The sequence below is a fragment of the Ligilactobacillus salivarius DSM 20555 = ATCC 11741 genome (assembly GCF_001435955.1).
GTDB classification, from domain to species: Bacteria; Bacillota; Bacilli; order Lactobacillales; family Lactobacillaceae; genus Ligilactobacillus; species Ligilactobacillus salivarius.
On the sequence record NZ_AYYT01000019.1, the window covers coordinates 22,205 to 40,214 of the forward strand.

The following is an 18,010-nucleotide window of genomic DNA, read 5'->3' on the forward strand; positions in this document are numbered from 1 at the left end:
TTTATGATATTTCAATAACGTTTATGTATTTAATCACTTAACAATATGGATACTGATAGTATGATATAATTAATTAACTAATCTTTATTAAAGGGGTTGTCAAATCATGTTAGTTATGACCTTAATGTACAGTCTCTTAGCTATCATAATTTTTATATGTAAGTCGATATTTTTAAGAAATAAAAAGCAAACATTAATATCATTAAGTATTTTATTACTAGAAATATTATTAATTTTTATTTTTGTATATTGCTTACTCCCATCGAGAAACTTACTTTCATTGTTACTAGGAAATGCCATTTTCGGTGGAATTTTCTTAATTTTAAATCTATTTATTGGAAATTTTGATGATGATATTCGCCGAGGAAAATTATGGGTTAATAAATCTTTTTCAATTGGATTATCAGTAGTTATGGTTATACTTTTGATAGCAGTTGGCGGTGAATTACATTCAATACTATCAGTTAAACCAACTTATAATTCAATTTCGGTAAAAAAAGTCAGTTCCAAACAAGCTCCAACATTTAAACGCGGTGAAACTCCTGTAGCCTTAGCACCTAAAACCGTTTTAAATCGAGTAAGAAAAGCTGTTTCTGATTTACCAAATAGTCAATACTACAAAATTGCCGGAACTGTACAAGCACAATATATTCATGGTAAAGCAGTCTATATTGTCCCCGTTGAATACCAAGGATTCTTTGCGATGATGAAGGCAAAAAATATTCCTGGATATTTTATGATTGATGCAACGAGTCAAAATGCGACACCAAAATTTATCAAAAAACCGTACAAATATACTACAAGTGCCTATTTCAAAAGAGATGCCGAAAGACAACTATATCGAAATAATCCACAATGGTTGAAATTAGGTGATGGCGGTGCACAGCTAGAAATTGACAATAATGGAAATCCTTATTGGGTAGAAACAGTATATAAATCTGAATTCCTAAGTCACAGAATTAACTACAAAAAACTAAGAGTCATTGTTATGAACGCTGTTACAGGAAAAACTAAAACATACAAATTATCTAATTTGCCAAAATTTGTTGATGAAGGTATCACTTCAGATGTTGCAGCAGAAATGAACAGTAATTATGGTAGTTACAAGCACGGATTTTGGAATCGTTTCTTAGGTAAAACAGATATGGAAGAACCAACTAATAATGGCCCAGAAGACGGCGTAACTTCAATATTCAACGAAAATGGAACCATTAGCTATTTCACAGACTTTACTAACCCTAATACTAAATCTGATTCTGCTTTAGGTTACTCCATGATTAATGCTCGTACAGGTGAATTAACTTATTACAAAGCTAATGGAATCATGGATAGTTCTGGTGCTAAGAGTAATGCTAACCAAAATTACAAAGCTCAACAATGGACAGCTAACATGCCTATCCTATATAACGTTGATGGACGACCAACATGGATCATGACTATTTTAGATAAAACACACGCAATCAGAGGATATTATTATCTCGATGCCGAAGACCAATCTATTTACGGAACAGGCTCCTCCCCAATTAGTGCCCTAGATGATTTTAGACAAGCATTAGTAAACAGTGGAGCTAAAGCATCAAATACACCTAATAGTAATCTAAAACAGATTACAGGAACAGTAGATAGAGTAGCAATAGTATCTAATAAAAACAAAGTAATGTTCACTCTTAAAGATAGTCAAATTGTTTACACCATCGATACTGATGATTTTGCCAAAGCTAACTTGCTTAGAAGTGGTGACAATGTTGGTTTCAAAGCCAACATTGTTAATGGACAAAGTATTGGGAACGTAACAAAATTTACCAACCATAACTTAAAGTAATTATAAATACTACATTTAGCCTCAATTCATTTTGGGGCTTTTTTGTACTTATAAAGACATTTATTTCTTTAGTTATAACTTTTTATAATTAGTTTGAGGTGATTTCCATGAAACAAATTAAAGTTAGAAATATTGGCAACAGTGTTGGTATTATTCTCCCTAAAGAATTTTGGTCAGCAGAATTTTCTAATCTAAGCAAATGAAGTTAGAATTTTAGCAAGCCTGTCAATTTTGATAGATTTAAATATATCCAAAAAATAAGGTATGACCTACTTTTTTAGAATCATACCTTACTTATTTATATCCTTATTTCAAAAACTTGCTATTAGCTGTTACACCAAATGCTTGTGCCAATTCTTTAAGTTCTTCATCTGTAATATCTTGTAAAATATTACCACCTTGTGCTTGAATAGTCGTAAAGATTAATGCAGCTTTTTCAACTGTTTCAATCAATCCAAATGTTTCATCAGGATCTGAACCAACAGCGAAAATACCATGGTGTGGCCACATAACTACTTTAAATTCACTCATCTTGGCTGCAGTTGCTTCGCCAATTTCATTTGTTCCTGGCGTCATATATGGAATAATACCTATGCCTTCAGGGAAAACTACTAATGATTCAGCTTGCATTTTCCATAAAATTCTTGAAAGACGTTTTTCATTTAAAGTTTGTGTAAATGACATCGCAATAAAATTAGTAGGATGACAATGCATTACTACACGTTGGTTTTTATCTGTCTTTAGTCTCGCAATATGTGACATTAGATGCGTAGGGAATTCACTCGTTGGTTTAGCACCATCTTCATATCCCCAATGTAAATCAGCGTGTTTACCATCTTCAGTAATTTTAACCAACCCTACATCTTCTGTTGGTCTTGAAATTACATTTCTAAAATATCTGCCAGTTCCTGTAACCAAGAAATATTGACCTGCGACAGCTTTAGCATCAAAACCTAAATCAAAAGTTCGTTTTACTTCTTTAACATCGTCAAAATCTTTCAATTCATCTTCAGTAATACGAATACTGATATTACCACCGTTACGTTCATCCCAACCATTATCGTATGATTGTTTAGTTACATTACAAATATCTCTCATAAATTTAGAATCAATAAATTTCATTACATACTCTCTTCTTTCCACTAAAATTAAGTCAGCCTATCCCGTACAAAATAATATTTTGTGACTGACTTAATCCTAATTTATTTTCTAGTTACGTTTAAATTGAACATCTTTTTCATAGCGACGAATTTCATCCATCCAGTCTAAACCTACTGGAACATTATTACGTTGACAGAATTCATCCCAAACTGCGCCAAATGGGAATGACTTCAATTCTTCAGTAACTGCTAGACGTTTTGTGAAGTCATATTCATTTTCAGCCTTCTTCAAGTCATCAATTGGGGCTAACATTGCTTGTAACAATGCCTTTTGTGTAGAACGTGCACCAATTACCCATGCAGCAACACGATTAATTGTAGCGTCAAAGAAGTCTAGTCCAATATTTGTCTTAGATAGCAAATCATCACGAACTAATGAACGAGTAATTCTTACTAATGCATCATCAAAGATTACTACATGATCACTATCCCAACGTACTGGACGAGAAACATGTAACATCAAACCTTTACCGAATGGCATAAATGCTGAGAAGTTATCTGAAACATCTTCTGTTGGATGCCAATGACCTGCATCAATTGTCCATAACTTATCACGTGTAATAGCATAGTTGTTATAGAATAGATGAGAACCTACAGTATATGATTCAATACCCGTACCAAACAATTTACCTTCAAAGGCTTCAATTGTATTCTTTTCATCATATTTTTCTTTGATAATTTCATCTAATGATTCAATCAAACGTTTGCGTGGAGAAAGTTTATCAATTGGATTATCTTTAAATCCATCTGGAATCCAGAAGTTATTAACTGATTGTTGTCCTAATTCTTCACCAAAGTAGTTAGAAATTGCTCTTGATTGCTTACCTACTTTAATCCAAAAATCTCTAATTTCTTTTTCTGGACTTGCCAAAGTAAAGTTATGTTTTACTTTAGGATGTGAGAAGAAAGTACCATTCATATCAAGACCAACGCCTTCTTCTTTAGCCCAATCAACCCAATATTTGAAGTCTTCTGGTCCAACTTCATCGAAATCTTTCTTTCTATCTGTTACCGCATACAAAGTATGTAATTGAATTTTATGTTTACCTGGAATCAAAGACAATCCTTCATGTAAATCTTGTGTCAATTCATCAGGAGTTCTTGCAATTCCTGGATAATTACCAGATACTCCAATACCCCCTGTTAGTTCTTGGTCTGGATTTAAGAAGCCATGAATATCATCGCCTTGCCAACTGTGAATTGACAATTTTACTTTACTTAACTGTTCAATAGCTTTTTCTGTATCTACACCGATTTCTGCATAACGTTCTTTTGCTACTTCATATGCGCTTTTCACTTCTTGTTCTTTAACCATTATTTTTTCCTCCTAGTCTAAATGAAATACTTCTGGTAAATCGAATGTTACAGGACTCTTATCTGGATTAGTATCCATTAATGGTGCCATATATGCCCACCATTCTTTGCATGCATCCATTTCTGCAATTGCCTTATATTTATCCATATCATCTACTTCTAAATATGCGAATAAAGTACCTGTCTTCTTATCCAAGTAAATTGAATAGTTATGTGCTCCTGCTTCCTTTAATGCTTTCTTCATTTCTGGAAACTTAACTGGTAAATCACTATGTCTTTTTTCATATTCATCATAATAATTAGGATTTACATGCATAATTTGTCCAAGTCTTACTGTCATTTCATTAGCCTCTTTCCTTATTTAAAAACTGTTGATATTCTGCTAAAACTTTAGAATACTTACCTTGCTCTGGTGTGTAATGTTTAATATCAAATGAATCAGAAATAATTCTTCTTCCTAAGTAAACATTTAATACATCGCCAGCTGTTATCATTTGTACTAGAATATTTCCAATTGCTGTAGCTTCACTAGGTCCCGCATACACATCTACATTCGCGATTGTACTTGTAAGTTGATTCATCAATGCTACGTTAGATCCGCCACCAACTATATTCAAAGTATCAATATGATAGCCCATAATGTCATCTAACTTACTAATCTCATTTGCGTAGAATAACGCTAAGTTTGAATAAATAGCCATCATAATTTCTCCAGGTGTTTCTGGAACTTTTTGTCCTGTTTCTCGACAATAGGCTTGAATTTCTTGAATCATATTTCCTGGATTTTGGAAGCGTTGATCGTTGACATTTATAAATTGCTCAAATGGTTCTACTTCACCTGCTAATTCTGCCAATTCACCAAAACTATATTGATCATTTAGTTCTTTCTTTACACATTGAGCCATCCAGAGACCCATAATATTCTTTAGGAATCTATATGTTCCATAAGCTCCCCATTCATTTGTGTAATTTTCTTTAAAGGCTTTTGCCCCATTTTCTGGAATATTTAATTCAGTTCCAATTAATGACCAAGTTCCTGAGCTTAAGTATGCCCAATGTTGTCCTTCACATGGTGTCCCAATAACCGCCGAAGCTGTATCATGAGTTGCTACTGTTACAACATTCACTTTTGGTAGTTCATATTTGCTGTACCAATCCTCTTTTAAATTTCCTAAAACTGTTCCAGCATCTACTAATTTTGCAAATTGATCCGAGGATACATTGACTTTTTCTAATAGATTTTTGTCAAATAATCCTTCTCTTAAACTAAGCATCTGCGTGGTGGAAGCGTTTGTAATTTCAGTTACAGCTTTTCCTGTGAGAATGTATCCTATATAATCAGGAATCATCATAATTTTATCTGTTTTCTTCAATAACTCTTTATCTTCTTCAAATAATTGGTACAAAGTATTAAAGTTTAAGAACTGAATTCCTGTTTTCTTATAGATATACTCCTTAGAAACTTCAGTTGTTAATTCATTAATTGAGTTACTTGTTCTTTTATCTCGGTAACTAATTGGATCTTGTAATTTATTTCCATCCTTACCAACTAGTACATAATCTACAGCCCAAGTATCAATTCCTAAGCTAACTTCTGTATATCCAGCTTTTTTTATTTTTTCTAACCCTTTAAAAATTTCATCAATTAAGTAGTCAATATTCCATCTGTCGTGATTATTTTTAAATTCAAATCCGTTTTTGAAACGATGCATTTCTTGAAGCTTAAGCTTTCCGTCTTCTAATTGTCCTAGCATAAGACGTCCACTAGATGCACCAATATCTACTGCAACATATGCTTTCAATGAGTTCACCTTCTTCCAATTTATTTTTCACTATCTCCATAACGTTCTTTTGTAATTTCATCCAAAGATTTTCCTCTTGTCTTAGGTGTCCACAATGTACCGATTACTAGAGAAACTACTAATAAACCAATCATGAAAGTTCCGGCTGCTTTGAAGCCCATGTTTTGTAAAATAAGTGGGAAGAAAATGGACCAAATACCTGCACTACCACGAACAACGAAGAACATAACACCTTGAGATCCTGCACGATACTTAGTTGGGAATAATTCTGTTGCCCATAATGCGTACCAAGCTTGTGCACCAATACCTGCAGAAATACCCCAGATAACAACGAATGCGATTAAAGCTGTCCAACTCATACCAACATAAGTTAGAATTAACCATGAAATTACTGCCATTGCAGCACCTACAAAGTAAAATCCTCTATGGTTAACCTTATCCCCATACATAGCAAATCCAAAATATCCTGCTAAAGCTGTAAAGATCCAAAGAACTGCTTGTAGTAAGTTAGCTTGAAGATTTGATAAACCACCAACAGTTTCATAAACAAATGGCATGAAGAATCCCATTGCTCCGGCTACTAAGTTCCAGAACATATATACACCAATCAAGAATAATACCGATTTAACACTTACTGCGTTTGAGAATAAGTCTTTATATGGATGAGGTCTTTCGCCTGTTTCCTTTTCTTTTTGCTTTTGTTCTACCCATTCTTGAGATTCATCTAATCCTCTTTGCAATAACCAAGCTATAAATGCAATTAAAGTTAATAATGCAAATAAAATTCTATTTCCTAATAAACCTAGTGGAGCAAGTAACGTTCCGGCAACGAAGATAATAACTGGACCCATTGACCATGAGAACTGAGAAATGCCAATATTCTTAGCACGATTTCCTTCATCTGATGTTTCTGAAATATATGTCCATGAAGCTGGAACCCCTGCACCAACTGCGATACCTGTGATTATAAACCCAGCTAAAAGCATTGGGAAATTCATTGAAAATACAACAATTAAAGTACCTAGCATATACACCAACATGTCATACGTATAAATTACTTTTCTACCATACTTATCTGAAAGATGACCACCAATTAAAGCTCCAATTGCTGATCCAAAAGCATTAGCACTCAAAGCACCTAAAAGTCCAACTTGAAAATTATCTAGTTTTAATGCAGAAGTCCATAAAGTTAAACCACTAGCACCTGCTACAATACAGCTTGAATCTAAAAAGTTAGTTAATGATACTGCCCAAGTAGCAAATTTTTTGTTACTAGCCATATTTTTTCACTCCTAAATAATAAATTTAAGATAGCGCTCTCTTGTTTACATTTACAATATTAACCGTTTTCAAAACTAAATAAAATGTCATTAATACTCTAAAATGGTATCATTTTTTAATATTGAGCTTTACTTACTTTTTGTTGTTATTGATTAAATAAAGCTACTATATTAAAATAATCTTAGACCATAAGAAGTTATATTAGTATCATTTTCTACGATTTTATATAACAAAATTTAACATATTTATATTTAGGGGTTGATTCTGTGATTGATAGAAAGATATTAAATTCATTATTCGAATATACAGAGATTGAAAAAGAACAAAAGGCTACTCATACTTTTATTGAAGATTTGCCTATTTCAGCCATCGATATTGATCAAAGCTACCATAATGCAGCTCCAACACTTAATCAAAGTTTGTTTAAGCATAATGCTGTATATATTAGTAAACATAATCGTTTTGCTGATTACCCACGACATACCCATGAATTTCTAGAAATTAACTATATGGTTACTGGATCCTGCAAGCAGATTGTTAATGGTGAGGTTGTTACTCTCAATGCCGGCGATATTCTTTTGATGGATATCGGTTGTCCTCATTCTGTTCATGAACTATCAGAAGATGACATTTTGATAAATCTACTCTTCAGAAATAAGGATATTTCTCTTGATTTTCTAGGTAGTATGCATAGTGAAAACAGTTCTGTTTTTGAATTCTTTTTAAATGTTTCTCTAAAAAACGAGAATAAGAGAAAATACTTTATTTTTCCACATAACAGAGACATTACTAAAACGATGGATCAAATTATTGATGAGTATTATTTACAAAGGCCTTACGCCTACCCTATTATCAACTCTTATCTTAAGATTCTTTTATCAAAAATCATGAGATACTATCCTTTACCAACAAACCAAATTAAGGATTATCGTCAAAAAATAATACTAAATATTATTGAAGATATTTCTAAAAATTATATTGATATCATCTTACCTGATCTTGCTAAAAAGTACGGTTACAGTGAAAATTATTTAAGCTCTCTAATAAAAGAAGTCACTGGTAAAAATTTCGTTCAACTACGGACACAACATCGCTTAAAAGAAGCAAGATATTTACTAAAATCAACTGATTTTCCAATTTCGGAAATTAGCCAATTAGTAGGGATCAACAATAAAAATTCCTTTTATAAGAAATTTAAAGAAGAGTACGGTTGCTTACCTTCTGAAGTTAGGAATTCTTCTAAGAGAAAAAATGACCTTCAATCATCACTGAAAGGACTTATCTAATTATGTATATAGATTTTAGAAAACGTTTTATATTTTTAGTTCTTTCGTTACTTATTAACGCTACTGGTCATGCTTTGACTATCTCTACTAATCTTGGGAGTGCCGTTTGGACCGCATCAGCGGTTAATATCAATAATTGTTTTTCTATTAATAGTTTGAGTTTGGTAATTTTCTTAGAAGGTTTGGCTGTTAACTGCCTAGTTTCTTTGATAGATAAAAAGCGAAAGATTTCTAAATTTTTATTAGATTTATTATTTATTACACCATTTAGCATTTTAGTTCAATATTTTACTAATTGTTTAGAAGGATTAAATTTACAACACCAATTACTTTTAATTCGCATTGTTTTAGATATTCTAGGAATTGTATTTATATCATTAGCAACGTCATTATATCAGCGTGCTAACATAGTTTTGCATCCTAATGATGATTTCATGCAAACTATTAGATTTATGTTCTTGCATGGCGATGCTACTAAAGCACAGATAATACATTTCCTAGTTCCACTAAGTATTATTGTAATTACCACTGTTATTTCACATGCAATTTGGGCTGTAGGAATTGGAACTATTATCTCATTTTTCTTCCAGGGATCTATGATTAAGTGGTTTGACATACATGCATTTAAGCACCTTAAACATTATGATATCTAAAAAGCCTGATCTCGGTAAATTCCGAAATCAGGTTTATTTTTATGCTATATATAAAAAAGTTCAGATTATTAGGAATAATTCTTAATAGTCTGAACTTCATTTATTCTATTCACCTGGTTGATATTCTTTATCGATAATTAATACTGGCTTAATTGTCTTACCAGAAACAGAATCTTGATTTGCTTGATTGATATCTTCAAAATCATAGAATTTTTCAGTCTTGTCGAAATCAAACCATCCTAGTTTGTAGAATTCAATTAAACGAGGAATATCAATTTGAGGGATGGAGTCACCCATGTTTACACCAACAATCTTCTTGTCGTCTACACATAAATCATTCCAAGTAGAGATTTCAATTAAGTGTGGTGTTACCGCAATTGCTGCACATGTACCACCTTGTGCTAAAGCGTCAACTCCATTCTTAATAACTGCTGGCAAACCTGTTGTATCTACAGTCCAATCTACACCATATCCATTGGTTAATTCTTTAATCTTAGCAACTGCATCTTCTTCCTTGCTGTTAATAGTATGAGTTGCTCCTAACTCTTTAGCAAGTTCCAATCTTTCAGGTACAATATCCACTGCGATAACTTTGATACATCCAGAAATACGACCTGCCATCATAGCAGCTAAACCTACAGCACCTGTACCAAATACTGCAATTGTGTCACCTGGTTTTGGTTGTAGGGTATTTAATACTGTTCCAGAACCTGTAACATACCCACAGCCTAATGGTCCAAGTTTACGTAGGTCTAGATTTTTATCAACCTTTACAGCATTGCGTTGATCTACCACTGTTGTTGTTGTGAATGATGACTGATTAAACATATCAGAAATATGCTTACCATTTTCTTGAAAATGATCATCACCATCTGCACGAGTTCCTGACAAATTATATTTAGCATAACTTCTACATTGAGTTGGTACACCTTTTAAGCAATTGTCACATGTTCCATCTGAGTAGAAGGAAAGAATTACATGGTCACCTGGTTTAAAGTTTTTAACTTCACTACCAACTTTTTCAACAATACCTGACCCTTCATGACCTAGAATAACTGGATAACCTAGCGAGGCATCGCCCTTACGGATGGCTTCATCGGAATGGCAGATACCTGATGCTACCATGTGAATTTGTAAGTCTGTTGGTCCTACTTCATGAAGATCAATATTATCTTTAATTTCAAATGGTGCTCCCACTTCTTCTACTACTGCTGCTTTTATTTTCATAATTAATTCCACCTTTTTGATATCGTTTACAATTATACTTTATTAATTTGTGAAGTTTTTCTCAATATCAAAAACGATTAATTTAGGTGTCATTTTTTAATATTTATAGAATGCATAAGTATATATATTCCATAACTAAAACCAGCCAATTTCTGTGTTTTTAAATTTAGGAATATTTCCGGACTTATATGGATCGTAATTATTAATGTTGCAGCCAAATTCCTTAAGAAACTCTATTTTACTATCATCTGTCCATTCTATTAGAGATATTCCATCAAATGATGTGGCCTCTTCTGCTTCCATTTGACATTCAAAGCACCATTCAATTATTGTTTGATTTTCCTTGTGAAAAAACTGCTTAATATCCCATTTAATAACAGTTCCACGACTATTCCACTCATTAAACCAAAGTTTATTTTTTTTAGAACTATCGTATCTCGGCCCCCAACTTTCAATATATGTAGCATTATTCGAAAATATTTTAAAAATTCCTAGATCTTTCTTTTGTAACCACATTTCAAACCATAAACTGATTATTTCTTCTCTTTTATTCATAATCATACCTCTTTATTTTGTTGTATATTTTTTATTTATCCTTCAACCATTCTAATAATTCTCTATTCTCTTTAATACCTTGATCTATAAGTTTTGACACACTTGAAGAAACTTCTTCTTTTTTCAGGAAAGTAGTAGCCTTTTTAGTTTTTAACTCTGGTTCTTCATTATTAAATTCTCTCATTATCATCACCCTGTGCTTACATTTTAATATTATACAATTACACCGTAAACTAAAAGACATCCCATACATTTCTGTATGAGATGCCTTCAAGGTTAATGTTATAAGTTAAATAAACATTAATTTTTTAACTATTTACTTACCAAACCATCACTCAATTTGCCTTTAGACATGTATCCATCTATTAGTCCTAACTTCTTAAAAACTGCTTGCTTATATGCAATTTCTGCATTCCATTCTACTGTTTCTAAAATACATGTAGCATGATGTAAATCATTGGTTGTAATTAAAACACCATGACTATTTAAAAGGAAAATATTATTGGCAGCTTTATCACCTAATTTTACTAATTCATCATGTACTTGGTCTGCTAATTCTTTTGAACACGCAGGTTTATAAGGCAAACATCTAATTGTACCTAAATCTAAATCATGTGAAGTGGCTTCAGTAACATTAGGCATATCTTCACCTATTGTTGCCCAAAACATTGATGCAGGTGTATGAGAATGATATACAACTTTTATATTTTCATTTGCTTCATATGCTTCTCTATGCATATTAATTTCCCTTGTCAATCTTCCTGAACCATCAATTTGTTCTCCAGTCTCCAGATCTACTACTAAAATTTGAGCTGGAGATAATTCTCCATACCAAGCTTCGGACATATATGTTGGAGTTATGATTAGATATTCTCTATCTTTTTCAATGTGAACATGACCATAATCTAAACTTTGATCAGCTATAATTTTTTGCGAGATATTTCCACCTGCTACGTTTGTCATTTTTCTATCAAACATCTTTTTAGCTACTTTTGCTAAATCTCTCCGTTGCTCTTCGAAAACAAAACTTTCTGTCATTTTGAATACTTCCTTCCAACTTTTCGTAATTCTAGGATCTCTTGTTTTCTTTTTTCTCTCTTGATTTTTTGTTTTCTATCAAATTCCCCAAACAATTGATCGTATCCTTTGAAATAAATTACTCCAGCAATACCTCCAACAACTATTAGTAAAATAACATTATTACTAATAATTGCTTGTAAAAATATAAGTAAGTCTATAAATAAAAGTGTTAACCAGAATAATCTACTTTTCATTTTTTTCACCTTTTTCTATTTCCAAAATTCATTCCATCAAAATCATCTAATGAGATATTCTTGTAATCGTCTTCATTATTTTGTGCTACTTTTTTAGTATTACTAAAATTAGCACCATTAAAATCGTCTAAATTAATATCTTTATAATCATTTTGTTCAACAGTTACTTGCTTATTTTCATCACTACTGTTTCCAACGTTTGGAATAGCTACTTGATATCTTTGACTAGGTAATGGAATTTTCTTTTGATCTAAATATAACCAAATGAATCCTAATACCCAAATAACTACTGCTAATATTGCCCACCATTTACCTGTGAAAGCTTGACCAAAGAATAATCTAAAATCTGGGCCTTCAAATGTAGACCATGATAATTGTTGACCAGCTGGAACTTTGAAACTATTAGTTGAACGCGCCAATTTAGTTATCATTGGAGCAAAGTATGTGCCACCATATAAGAAAATAGGAGTTGTTATCAAACCTAATACTAGCATTCTCAATAAGTTAGCACCTGTAACCAATAATGCAGCAACTACAAAAGAAAGATTAATAATTCCAGCAAAAGGTAGTACATTATTATGTGGTAGGATGATAGCATATAAAAGTTCTACGGGGACTAAAAGAATTACTGTAACCCATAATTCGCTTCGTCCAGCCAAGATAGGCCAATCTAATCCAATATATACTTGTCTATCTTTAAAGTGTTTCTTCATGAAGTTCCCCATTGCGTCAGCAATCGGATTCAACGCTTCCATAAATAATTTAGAGATCATTGGGAATAATGTCATTGCAGTTGCAGCTTCTACAGCTAACATCAAAGACTTGGATAAACCATATCCAGCTCCAAATCCCAATAATATACCGATAATAAATCCCATTACTTTATTTTCTCCGAAGATACCAATCTTTTTTTGAATAGCTTCTGAGTCAAATGGTTTGTTAAATACAGGAATAAAGTCAAGTAATTTATTTAAAGGATTTAAAATTACTGCGAATAGTGTAATAAAATGAGGTACTGTAACCCCTGGCATTCCAGTCATATCCTCTATGTGTCTTTGCCATACATCACCTGCTTTTAATTCGAAAATAATTTGAATACTTGAAACTAAAAATCCAATAAGCATGCTTCCTGTGAAATAGTAAACGATTACATAAGTGAATATCTTATTCCATACATTCCACATATCAACATTTAAAGTGGTTGTCCAATTAAAAGTCAACATTATAAAGTTGATAGCTAGTAATAATGGGAAAAATAGGAATGCAACTTTATATGACCAGGTAATAGCAGCTACTCCTGTCCAACCAGCATCAACAGCATTTAAAGTAACACCTATGGCTTTAGACATTGCTTTACCAGCAGGAGATATAATTTCTTGCATGTAATTAACAACTAAATTCATTCCAGAAAAGGCAACACCTAATGTAATTGAGGCAATAATTGATTTCTTAAAAGATAATCCTGCGATAAGTGCAATTATCAGCATTACCAACGGAACAAATACTGGTCCACCTAAATTTAAAATGTAATTAACTACACTTTTTAAGACTTCCATTTTATTCAACTCCTTACATAGTCATCTTTTGTAGAGCCCACAAAATTTTCTTGTATGAATCATCTGAATTATTTCCAGTTAAAATATTAACCCCATTAACATCAACAATCCCTTCTCTATCACAGATATCTTGGATTTCCTTAGTAGGTTTAGCTATCCACACATAAATATCATAATTAGGTAATACCCCTGCTAACCCCTTAAAGTCTGTTGCTTCAACATTAACACCTGAAATATTATGATCTTCAAAAAATCCTTTAATCAAACTTACAACTGTTTCACTAGTAGCAACTCCACTACCACAAGCTACAACAATATTTGCCATAATAAACATCTCCTAATCTAAAATTATTTCTTTATTAATCAAAATATTCATCTAACAATGAATAAACTTCATCAACACTATTAGCTGATACTAATTTATCTACAAATTCCTTATCTTGTAATAGTTGCATAAATTTTTGTAATAAAATAACTTGATGTGAAGAATCTGTAATTCCTAAGAAAAAGAAATATTTTGTTCTCATTTCTTCATTGCTCCCCATTTGAAGCATTGGAATTTCTTGATTGTTTCTAGCAACTGCTATAAATGCTTTATTTACATTTTCAGGATCTGCATGAGGTAAAGCAATAGGTAAGAATTTAGTAATTAGACCTGTTGGAAATTCATCTTCTCTTGAATTTAAAGCCACCTGATATGAACTTTTCACATATCCTAAATCCATTAATTTATGACTAATAGATTCAAATAATTCCTCTCTATTATTCGAATTTTCATCTAAAAAAATTAACTCTCTGTGTAACATATCCTTGTAATTCATGCTTTTCACACTCCCTGTTTCTTTTTTACATTTTTAATATATCATACATATTAAAAATAATATAAAAAATCATGGATATTTGAAAAACATTCAAATTTGAGTTAAAATTTAGGTCAAATGTTCAAAATTTGTTCAAGGATGTGATTTATTTGAAAAAAGAAGATAGGATTTCTTATCTATTGGATATTCTTAGCAGTAATCCCTCTATACATATACATAAACTACAACAACTTGTTGATAGTTCAGTATCTACATTACGTCGAGATTTAATTGAGTTAGAAACTAATGGTATTATAAAACGATCATTTGGATTAGTTACACTACTTAGAAAAGATAATATCGAGTATACTGCAAGTTTTCGTTCTACCCAACATCCTAATGAAAAGCGAAAAATTTGTAGACTAGCTTCAGATTTGATTTTTGATAATGATTCTGTATTCATTGATTCTTCTACTACTAATAAATATATTATTCAAAATTTGACAGATAGAGAAAAAGTTAACGTTATTACTAATAATATCTATATCGCTATGCAAGGTCACAACCAAAAAAATATTCGTGTTTTTCTAGCCGGTGGATTCTTACGTCCCTATTCCGAAACCGTTCTTGGCTCCGAAGCACTAGAATATCTTAGTCAATTTCATCCAAGATTATCACTAATATCTTGTTCATCTATTAATGAAAATGGAGTTTTTATGGCTGATATTCGCCAAGCGCATTGTAAAAAGAAAATGATAGAAAATGCCGACTTATCAGTTTTATTAGTCGATCATTCTAAATTTAAAGTAAAGAGCGATTTTATTAAACTTTGTTCCTTAGAAGATTTTGATTATTTAATTACTGATAAAAAGCCTGATGATAAATTTGTTAATTTATTAAAAAAAAATAAAGTAAAGTTAATCTATTAACAAATTTTTTCTTCTCAAGATATATCATTTGCTACTTACTAATAGTAAGGTATATAATAAAAGCGATTACTTATTTATGGAGGTATTAAAATGGCATTAACAGACACATATAAATTAAATAATGGTGTAGAGATCCCTGTTGTCGGTTTCGGTACATGGCAAACTCCAGATGGCGAGGTTGCTCGTGAATCTGTAAAAACTGCACTTGAAGTTGGTTATCGTCATATTGACACAGCGGCAGCTTATGGCAATGAAGTTAGTGTAGGCCAAGGTATCAAAGAAAGCGGTATTAACCGTCATGATATTTTCTTGACAACTAAACTTTGGAACGATTCTCACGGTTATGAAGCTACAAAAAAGGCTATTAATTTAAGCTTACAAAGACTAGATACTGATTATTTAGACTTATATTTAATTCATTGGCCAAATCCAGTAGCAATTCGTGAACATTGGGCTGAATTAAATGCTGAAAGTTGGCAAGCTATGGAAGAAGCCGTTAAAGCTGGTAAAATTCGTGCAATTGGTATTTCTAATTTCCGCAAGCACCATTTAGATGAATTATTGAAGACTGCTAATATCGTTCCTGCAGTTAACCAAAACTACTTAAATCCTAGTGATCTTCAACCAGATGTACTAGCTGCTAATAAGGAACACGATATTTTAAATGAAGCTTATAGTCCTTTAGGTACTGGTGATTTGTTGCGTAATGAATTAGTTGCTGAAGTTGCTGCGGCTCACAATCATAGCGTACCTCAAGTTCTACTTCGCTGGTCATTGCAACATGGTTTCCTTCCACTTCCAAAATCTGTTCATGCTGAATATATTAAATCTAATACTGATATTTTTGATTTTGAACTGACTGATGATGAAATGAAGAAGTTAGATGGATTACGCGGAGTTACTCGTTTAGCAACTGATCCAGATACTGCTACATTCTAATATTTAACTTATACCGATTAGTTTACGAAGTTCTAATTGGTATTTTTTTACAAAAAAAGCTTGAGAATCGCATATCTCAAACATTCATAGGAATAAATTATATAATTCTTGATTAGTTTCACCAGCATCTCGACGGTCAACATAAAATTCAATGTCACGCTCTTGTATCATTGTGTAAACCTTATCTTTAACACCTTTTCTCTTTTTTAACCTTATTCTTCTTCCAAGTCGTGCTTATCACCAGTTAATTTACCTAAACGTTTTTGAAGTTTTTCAACTGTGTTAGCAACTTTAACGGTATTGTCTTAGTTTTTCTTGATTTTCGTTATCCATCACGAAAACTCCTTTTTTCTTGCAGTTAGAGCCTTGAAAGAGTACTCAGTTGTTCTTTAACGCCTGCAAGCAGGAAAAAGGTATTTAAAAAACGGCTATTCTAGTCGCCTAATATTAATTCCTTATTTTCGAACTTTTTGTACGCAATCAATATACAATTCGTTTTTATCCTCGTTATATGTTAATTCATAATACATACCATCAAACAATGTACTTGATAATAAAACTTTATTATTTTGTAAAACCTTAGTCATAAACATCATCTGAGTTAATGTATCTACCATCTGTTTTATCTAAATGATCATTAGCATATTTAACCACTTCATTTTTGCATATATCTATAAATTTCCCATTATCTAGAATTTCTTCCAAAATAAAAAGGCACCCACAATTTTTATTGTGAATGCTTTACTAAACAATAACATTTGAAAGATTTGCAAATAACTCACCATAAGTTTTATTTTTTTTAATACATTCTTGCAATTCCTCCACCTTTGGATTATAGAACCCAAATGGAGGATATTGTCCAAATTTAATAGCATAGTCTGTTATTGCATCAATCATTCCTTCAGTAAAATTTTTTCCGTAGAAAAAATCTCTAGTATCTTGCTTTAATTCTTCTCTTAAAATGTTATCCATTAGCAATATCCTCCACTACTTTTAAATATTCCTTATAAGCATTCGGAAACATTTTTTGATTTGCAACAGCGATTCTGGATTATTAATCATAGCACTAGTTGTTTCTGCAAAAAATTCAACAGCTTGCATTTTAGCTTAGCCCAATATTCAATAGGATGTTCATATCCAGAATTTATTTCTCCTTTACTTACACCACTAATTGTATCAGAAACATTCATCTGTGTAACCCAATTTACATTCCTTCCTTTTCTTACTATCTCCATAAGTTTTATATCTTTCATAATGTCAATCTGATCTGAAGTAAAATTTCCTTGCTGATGTTAGTTTACGTGAATTTAAACTTAATAAAATTTTGCTTTTTTGATTAGTTTTAACCATTACATATTTAAAACAAAAATAGGCACTCACGAAAAGTGAAGTGCAACAAAAAAGTTAGACAA

The 18,010-nt window shown here is 31.8% G+C and carries 21 protein-coding genes; 5 read left to right on the forward strand and 16 right to left on the reverse strand.

Going from position 1 to position 18,010, the window contains the following annotated elements; all coding sequences use genetic code 11:
• The first annotated feature begins 106 nt into the window (after positions 1-106).
• Entirely contained in the window at positions 107-1,822 is a 1,716-nt protein-coding gene (locus FC55_RS07860; RefSeq protein WP_035149323.1) for a hypothetical protein, read from the forward strand.
• A gap of 306 nt (positions 1,823-2,128) precedes the next feature.
• On the opposite strand, the gene rhaD is transcribed toward FC55_RS07860, so the two are convergent.
• The 5 genes from rhaD to FC55_RS07885 form a co-directional block, all read right to left on the reverse strand.
• Positions 2,129-2,944 (reverse strand): rhamnulose-1-phosphate aldolase, encoded by an 816-nt coding sequence (gene rhaD / locus FC55_RS07865; protein ID WP_003699289.1) that lies wholly within the window; start codon positions 2,942-2,944, stop codon positions 2,129-2,131.
• A gap of 87 nt (positions 2,945-3,031) precedes the next feature.
• Positions 3,032-4,297, reverse strand: a complete 1,266-nt coding sequence (locus FC55_RS07870) for an L-rhamnose isomerase (protein ID WP_003699291.1) — start codon at positions 4,295-4,297, stop codon at positions 3,032-3,034.
• 12 nt (positions 4,298-4,309) lie between these two features.
• Positions 4,310-4,636, reverse strand: coding sequence for an L-rhamnose mutarotase (rhaM, locus tag FC55_RS07875; protein WP_003699292.1), 327 nt, complete (start codon positions 4,634-4,636; stop codon positions 4,310-4,312).
• A 4-nt stretch (positions 4,637-4,640) separates the two neighbouring features.
• Positions 4,641-6,098, reverse strand: a complete 1,458-nt coding sequence (gene rhaB / locus FC55_RS07880) for a rhamnulokinase (protein WP_035149327.1) — start codon at positions 6,096-6,098, stop codon at positions 4,641-4,643.
• A 20-nt stretch (positions 6,099-6,118) separates the two neighbouring features.
• The gene (locus FC55_RS07885; RefSeq protein WP_003699296.1) at positions 6,119-7,378 is read right to left on the reverse strand and encodes an MFS transporter; all 1,260 of its coding nucleotides are present in this window, start codon (positions 7,376-7,378) and stop codon (positions 6,119-6,121) included.
• A gap of 267 nt (positions 7,379-7,645) precedes the next feature.
• On the opposite strand from FC55_RS07885, the gene FC55_RS07890 reads away from it, so the two are divergent.
• Both FC55_RS07890 and FC55_RS07895 read left to right on the forward strand, forming a co-directional pair.
• Positions 7,646-8,665, forward strand: coding sequence for an AraC family transcriptional regulator (locus FC55_RS07890; RefSeq protein WP_003699298.1), 1,020 nt, complete (start codon positions 7,646-7,648; stop codon positions 8,663-8,665).
• A 2-nt stretch (positions 8,666-8,667) separates the two neighbouring features.
• Positions 8,668-9,318, forward strand: a complete 651-nt coding sequence (locus FC55_RS07895; protein WP_003699299.1) for a membrane protein — start codon at positions 8,668-8,670, stop codon at positions 9,316-9,318.
• A 105-nt stretch (positions 9,319-9,423) separates the two neighbouring features.
• On the opposite strand, the gene FC55_RS07900 is transcribed toward FC55_RS07895, so the two are convergent.
• From FC55_RS07900 to FC55_RS07935, 8 genes are all read right to left on the reverse strand, one after another.
• Positions 9,424-10,545, reverse strand: coding sequence for an NAD(P)-dependent alcohol dehydrogenase (locus FC55_RS07900; protein WP_003699301.1), 1,122 nt, complete (start codon positions 10,543-10,545; stop codon positions 9,424-9,426).
• Positions 10,546-10,680: 135 nt separating this feature from the next.
• Positions 10,681-11,100, reverse strand: a complete 420-nt coding sequence (locus FC55_RS07905) for a hypothetical protein (protein ID WP_035149331.1) — start codon at positions 11,098-11,100, stop codon at positions 10,681-10,683.
• Between the two features lie 31 nt (positions 11,101-11,131).
• Positions 11,132-11,284, reverse strand: a complete 153-nt coding sequence (locus FC55_RS07910; protein WP_003706918.1) for a hypothetical protein — start codon at positions 11,282-11,284, stop codon at positions 11,132-11,134.
• Between the two features lie 128 nt (positions 11,285-11,412).
• Positions 11,413-12,138: a class II aldolase/adducin family protein gene (locus tag FC55_RS07915; RefSeq protein WP_003699305.1), complete on the reverse strand. Its 726-nt coding sequence runs from the start codon at positions 12,136-12,138 to the stop codon at positions 11,413-11,415.
• Positions 12,135-12,374 carry a hypothetical protein gene (locus FC55_RS07920; protein WP_035149337.1) on the reverse strand — a complete coding sequence of 80 codons (240 nt, stop codon included), beginning with the start codon at positions 12,372-12,374 and terminating at the stop codon, positions 12,135-12,137. The genes FC55_RS07915 and FC55_RS07920 overlap by 4 nt, the downstream gene beginning before the upstream one ends.
• Positions 12,375-12,379: 5 nt before the next feature.
• Complete coding sequence (locus FC55_RS07925; RefSeq protein ID WP_003699308.1) at positions 12,380-13,930, reverse strand: PTS galactitol transporter subunit IIC; 1,551 nt, start codon at positions 13,928-13,930, stop codon at positions 12,380-12,382.
• A gap of 13 nt (positions 13,931-13,943) precedes the next feature.
• Positions 13,944-14,255, reverse strand: a complete 312-nt coding sequence (locus tag FC55_RS07930) for a PTS sugar transporter subunit IIB (protein WP_035149339.1) — start codon at positions 14,253-14,255, stop codon at positions 13,944-13,946.
• A gap of 34 nt (positions 14,256-14,289) precedes the next feature.
• Complete coding sequence (locus FC55_RS07935; protein WP_003699311.1) at positions 14,290-14,751, reverse strand: PTS sugar transporter subunit IIA; 462 nt, start codon at positions 14,749-14,751, stop codon at positions 14,290-14,292.
• Between the two features lie 149 nt (positions 14,752-14,900).
• Here FC55_RS07935 and FC55_RS07940 point away from each other — a divergent pair, with 149 nt between their 5' ends.
• Both FC55_RS07940 and FC55_RS07945 read left to right on the forward strand, forming a co-directional pair.
• Positions 14,901-15,659: a DeoR/GlpR family DNA-binding transcription regulator gene (locus FC55_RS07940; protein WP_035149342.1), complete on the forward strand. Its 759-nt coding sequence runs from the start codon at positions 14,901-14,903 to the stop codon at positions 15,657-15,659.
• A gap of 90 nt (positions 15,660-15,749) precedes the next feature.
• Positions 15,750-16,598, forward strand: coding sequence for an aldo/keto reductase (locus FC55_RS07945; protein WP_003699314.1), 849 nt, complete (start codon positions 15,750-15,752; stop codon positions 16,596-16,598).
• Between the two features lie 455 nt (positions 16,599-17,053).
• Here FC55_RS07945 and FC55_RS10310 read toward each other — a convergent pair whose 3' ends face one another.
• The 3 genes from FC55_RS10310 to FC55_RS10150 all read right to left on the reverse strand — a co-directional run bounded on the left by FC55_RS10310 (position 17,054) and on the right by FC55_RS10150 (position 17,833).
• Positions 17,054-17,215 carry a DUF6275 family protein gene (locus FC55_RS10310; protein ID WP_003699315.1) on the reverse strand — a complete coding sequence of 54 codons (162 nt, stop codon included), beginning with the start codon at positions 17,213-17,215 and terminating at the stop codon, positions 17,054-17,056.
• Between the two features lie 127 nt (positions 17,216-17,342).
• A complete protein-coding gene (locus FC55_RS07955; protein ID WP_003699317.1) occupies positions 17,343-17,570 on the reverse strand; it encodes a hypothetical protein in 228 nt (75 codons plus the stop codon).
• Between the two features lie 86 nt (positions 17,571-17,656).
• Positions 17,657-17,833 (reverse strand): hypothetical protein, encoded by a 177-nt coding sequence (locus tag FC55_RS10150; RefSeq protein ID WP_225356290.1) that lies wholly within the window; start codon positions 17,831-17,833, stop codon positions 17,657-17,659.
• Positions 17,834-18,010 lie beyond the last annotated feature (177 nt).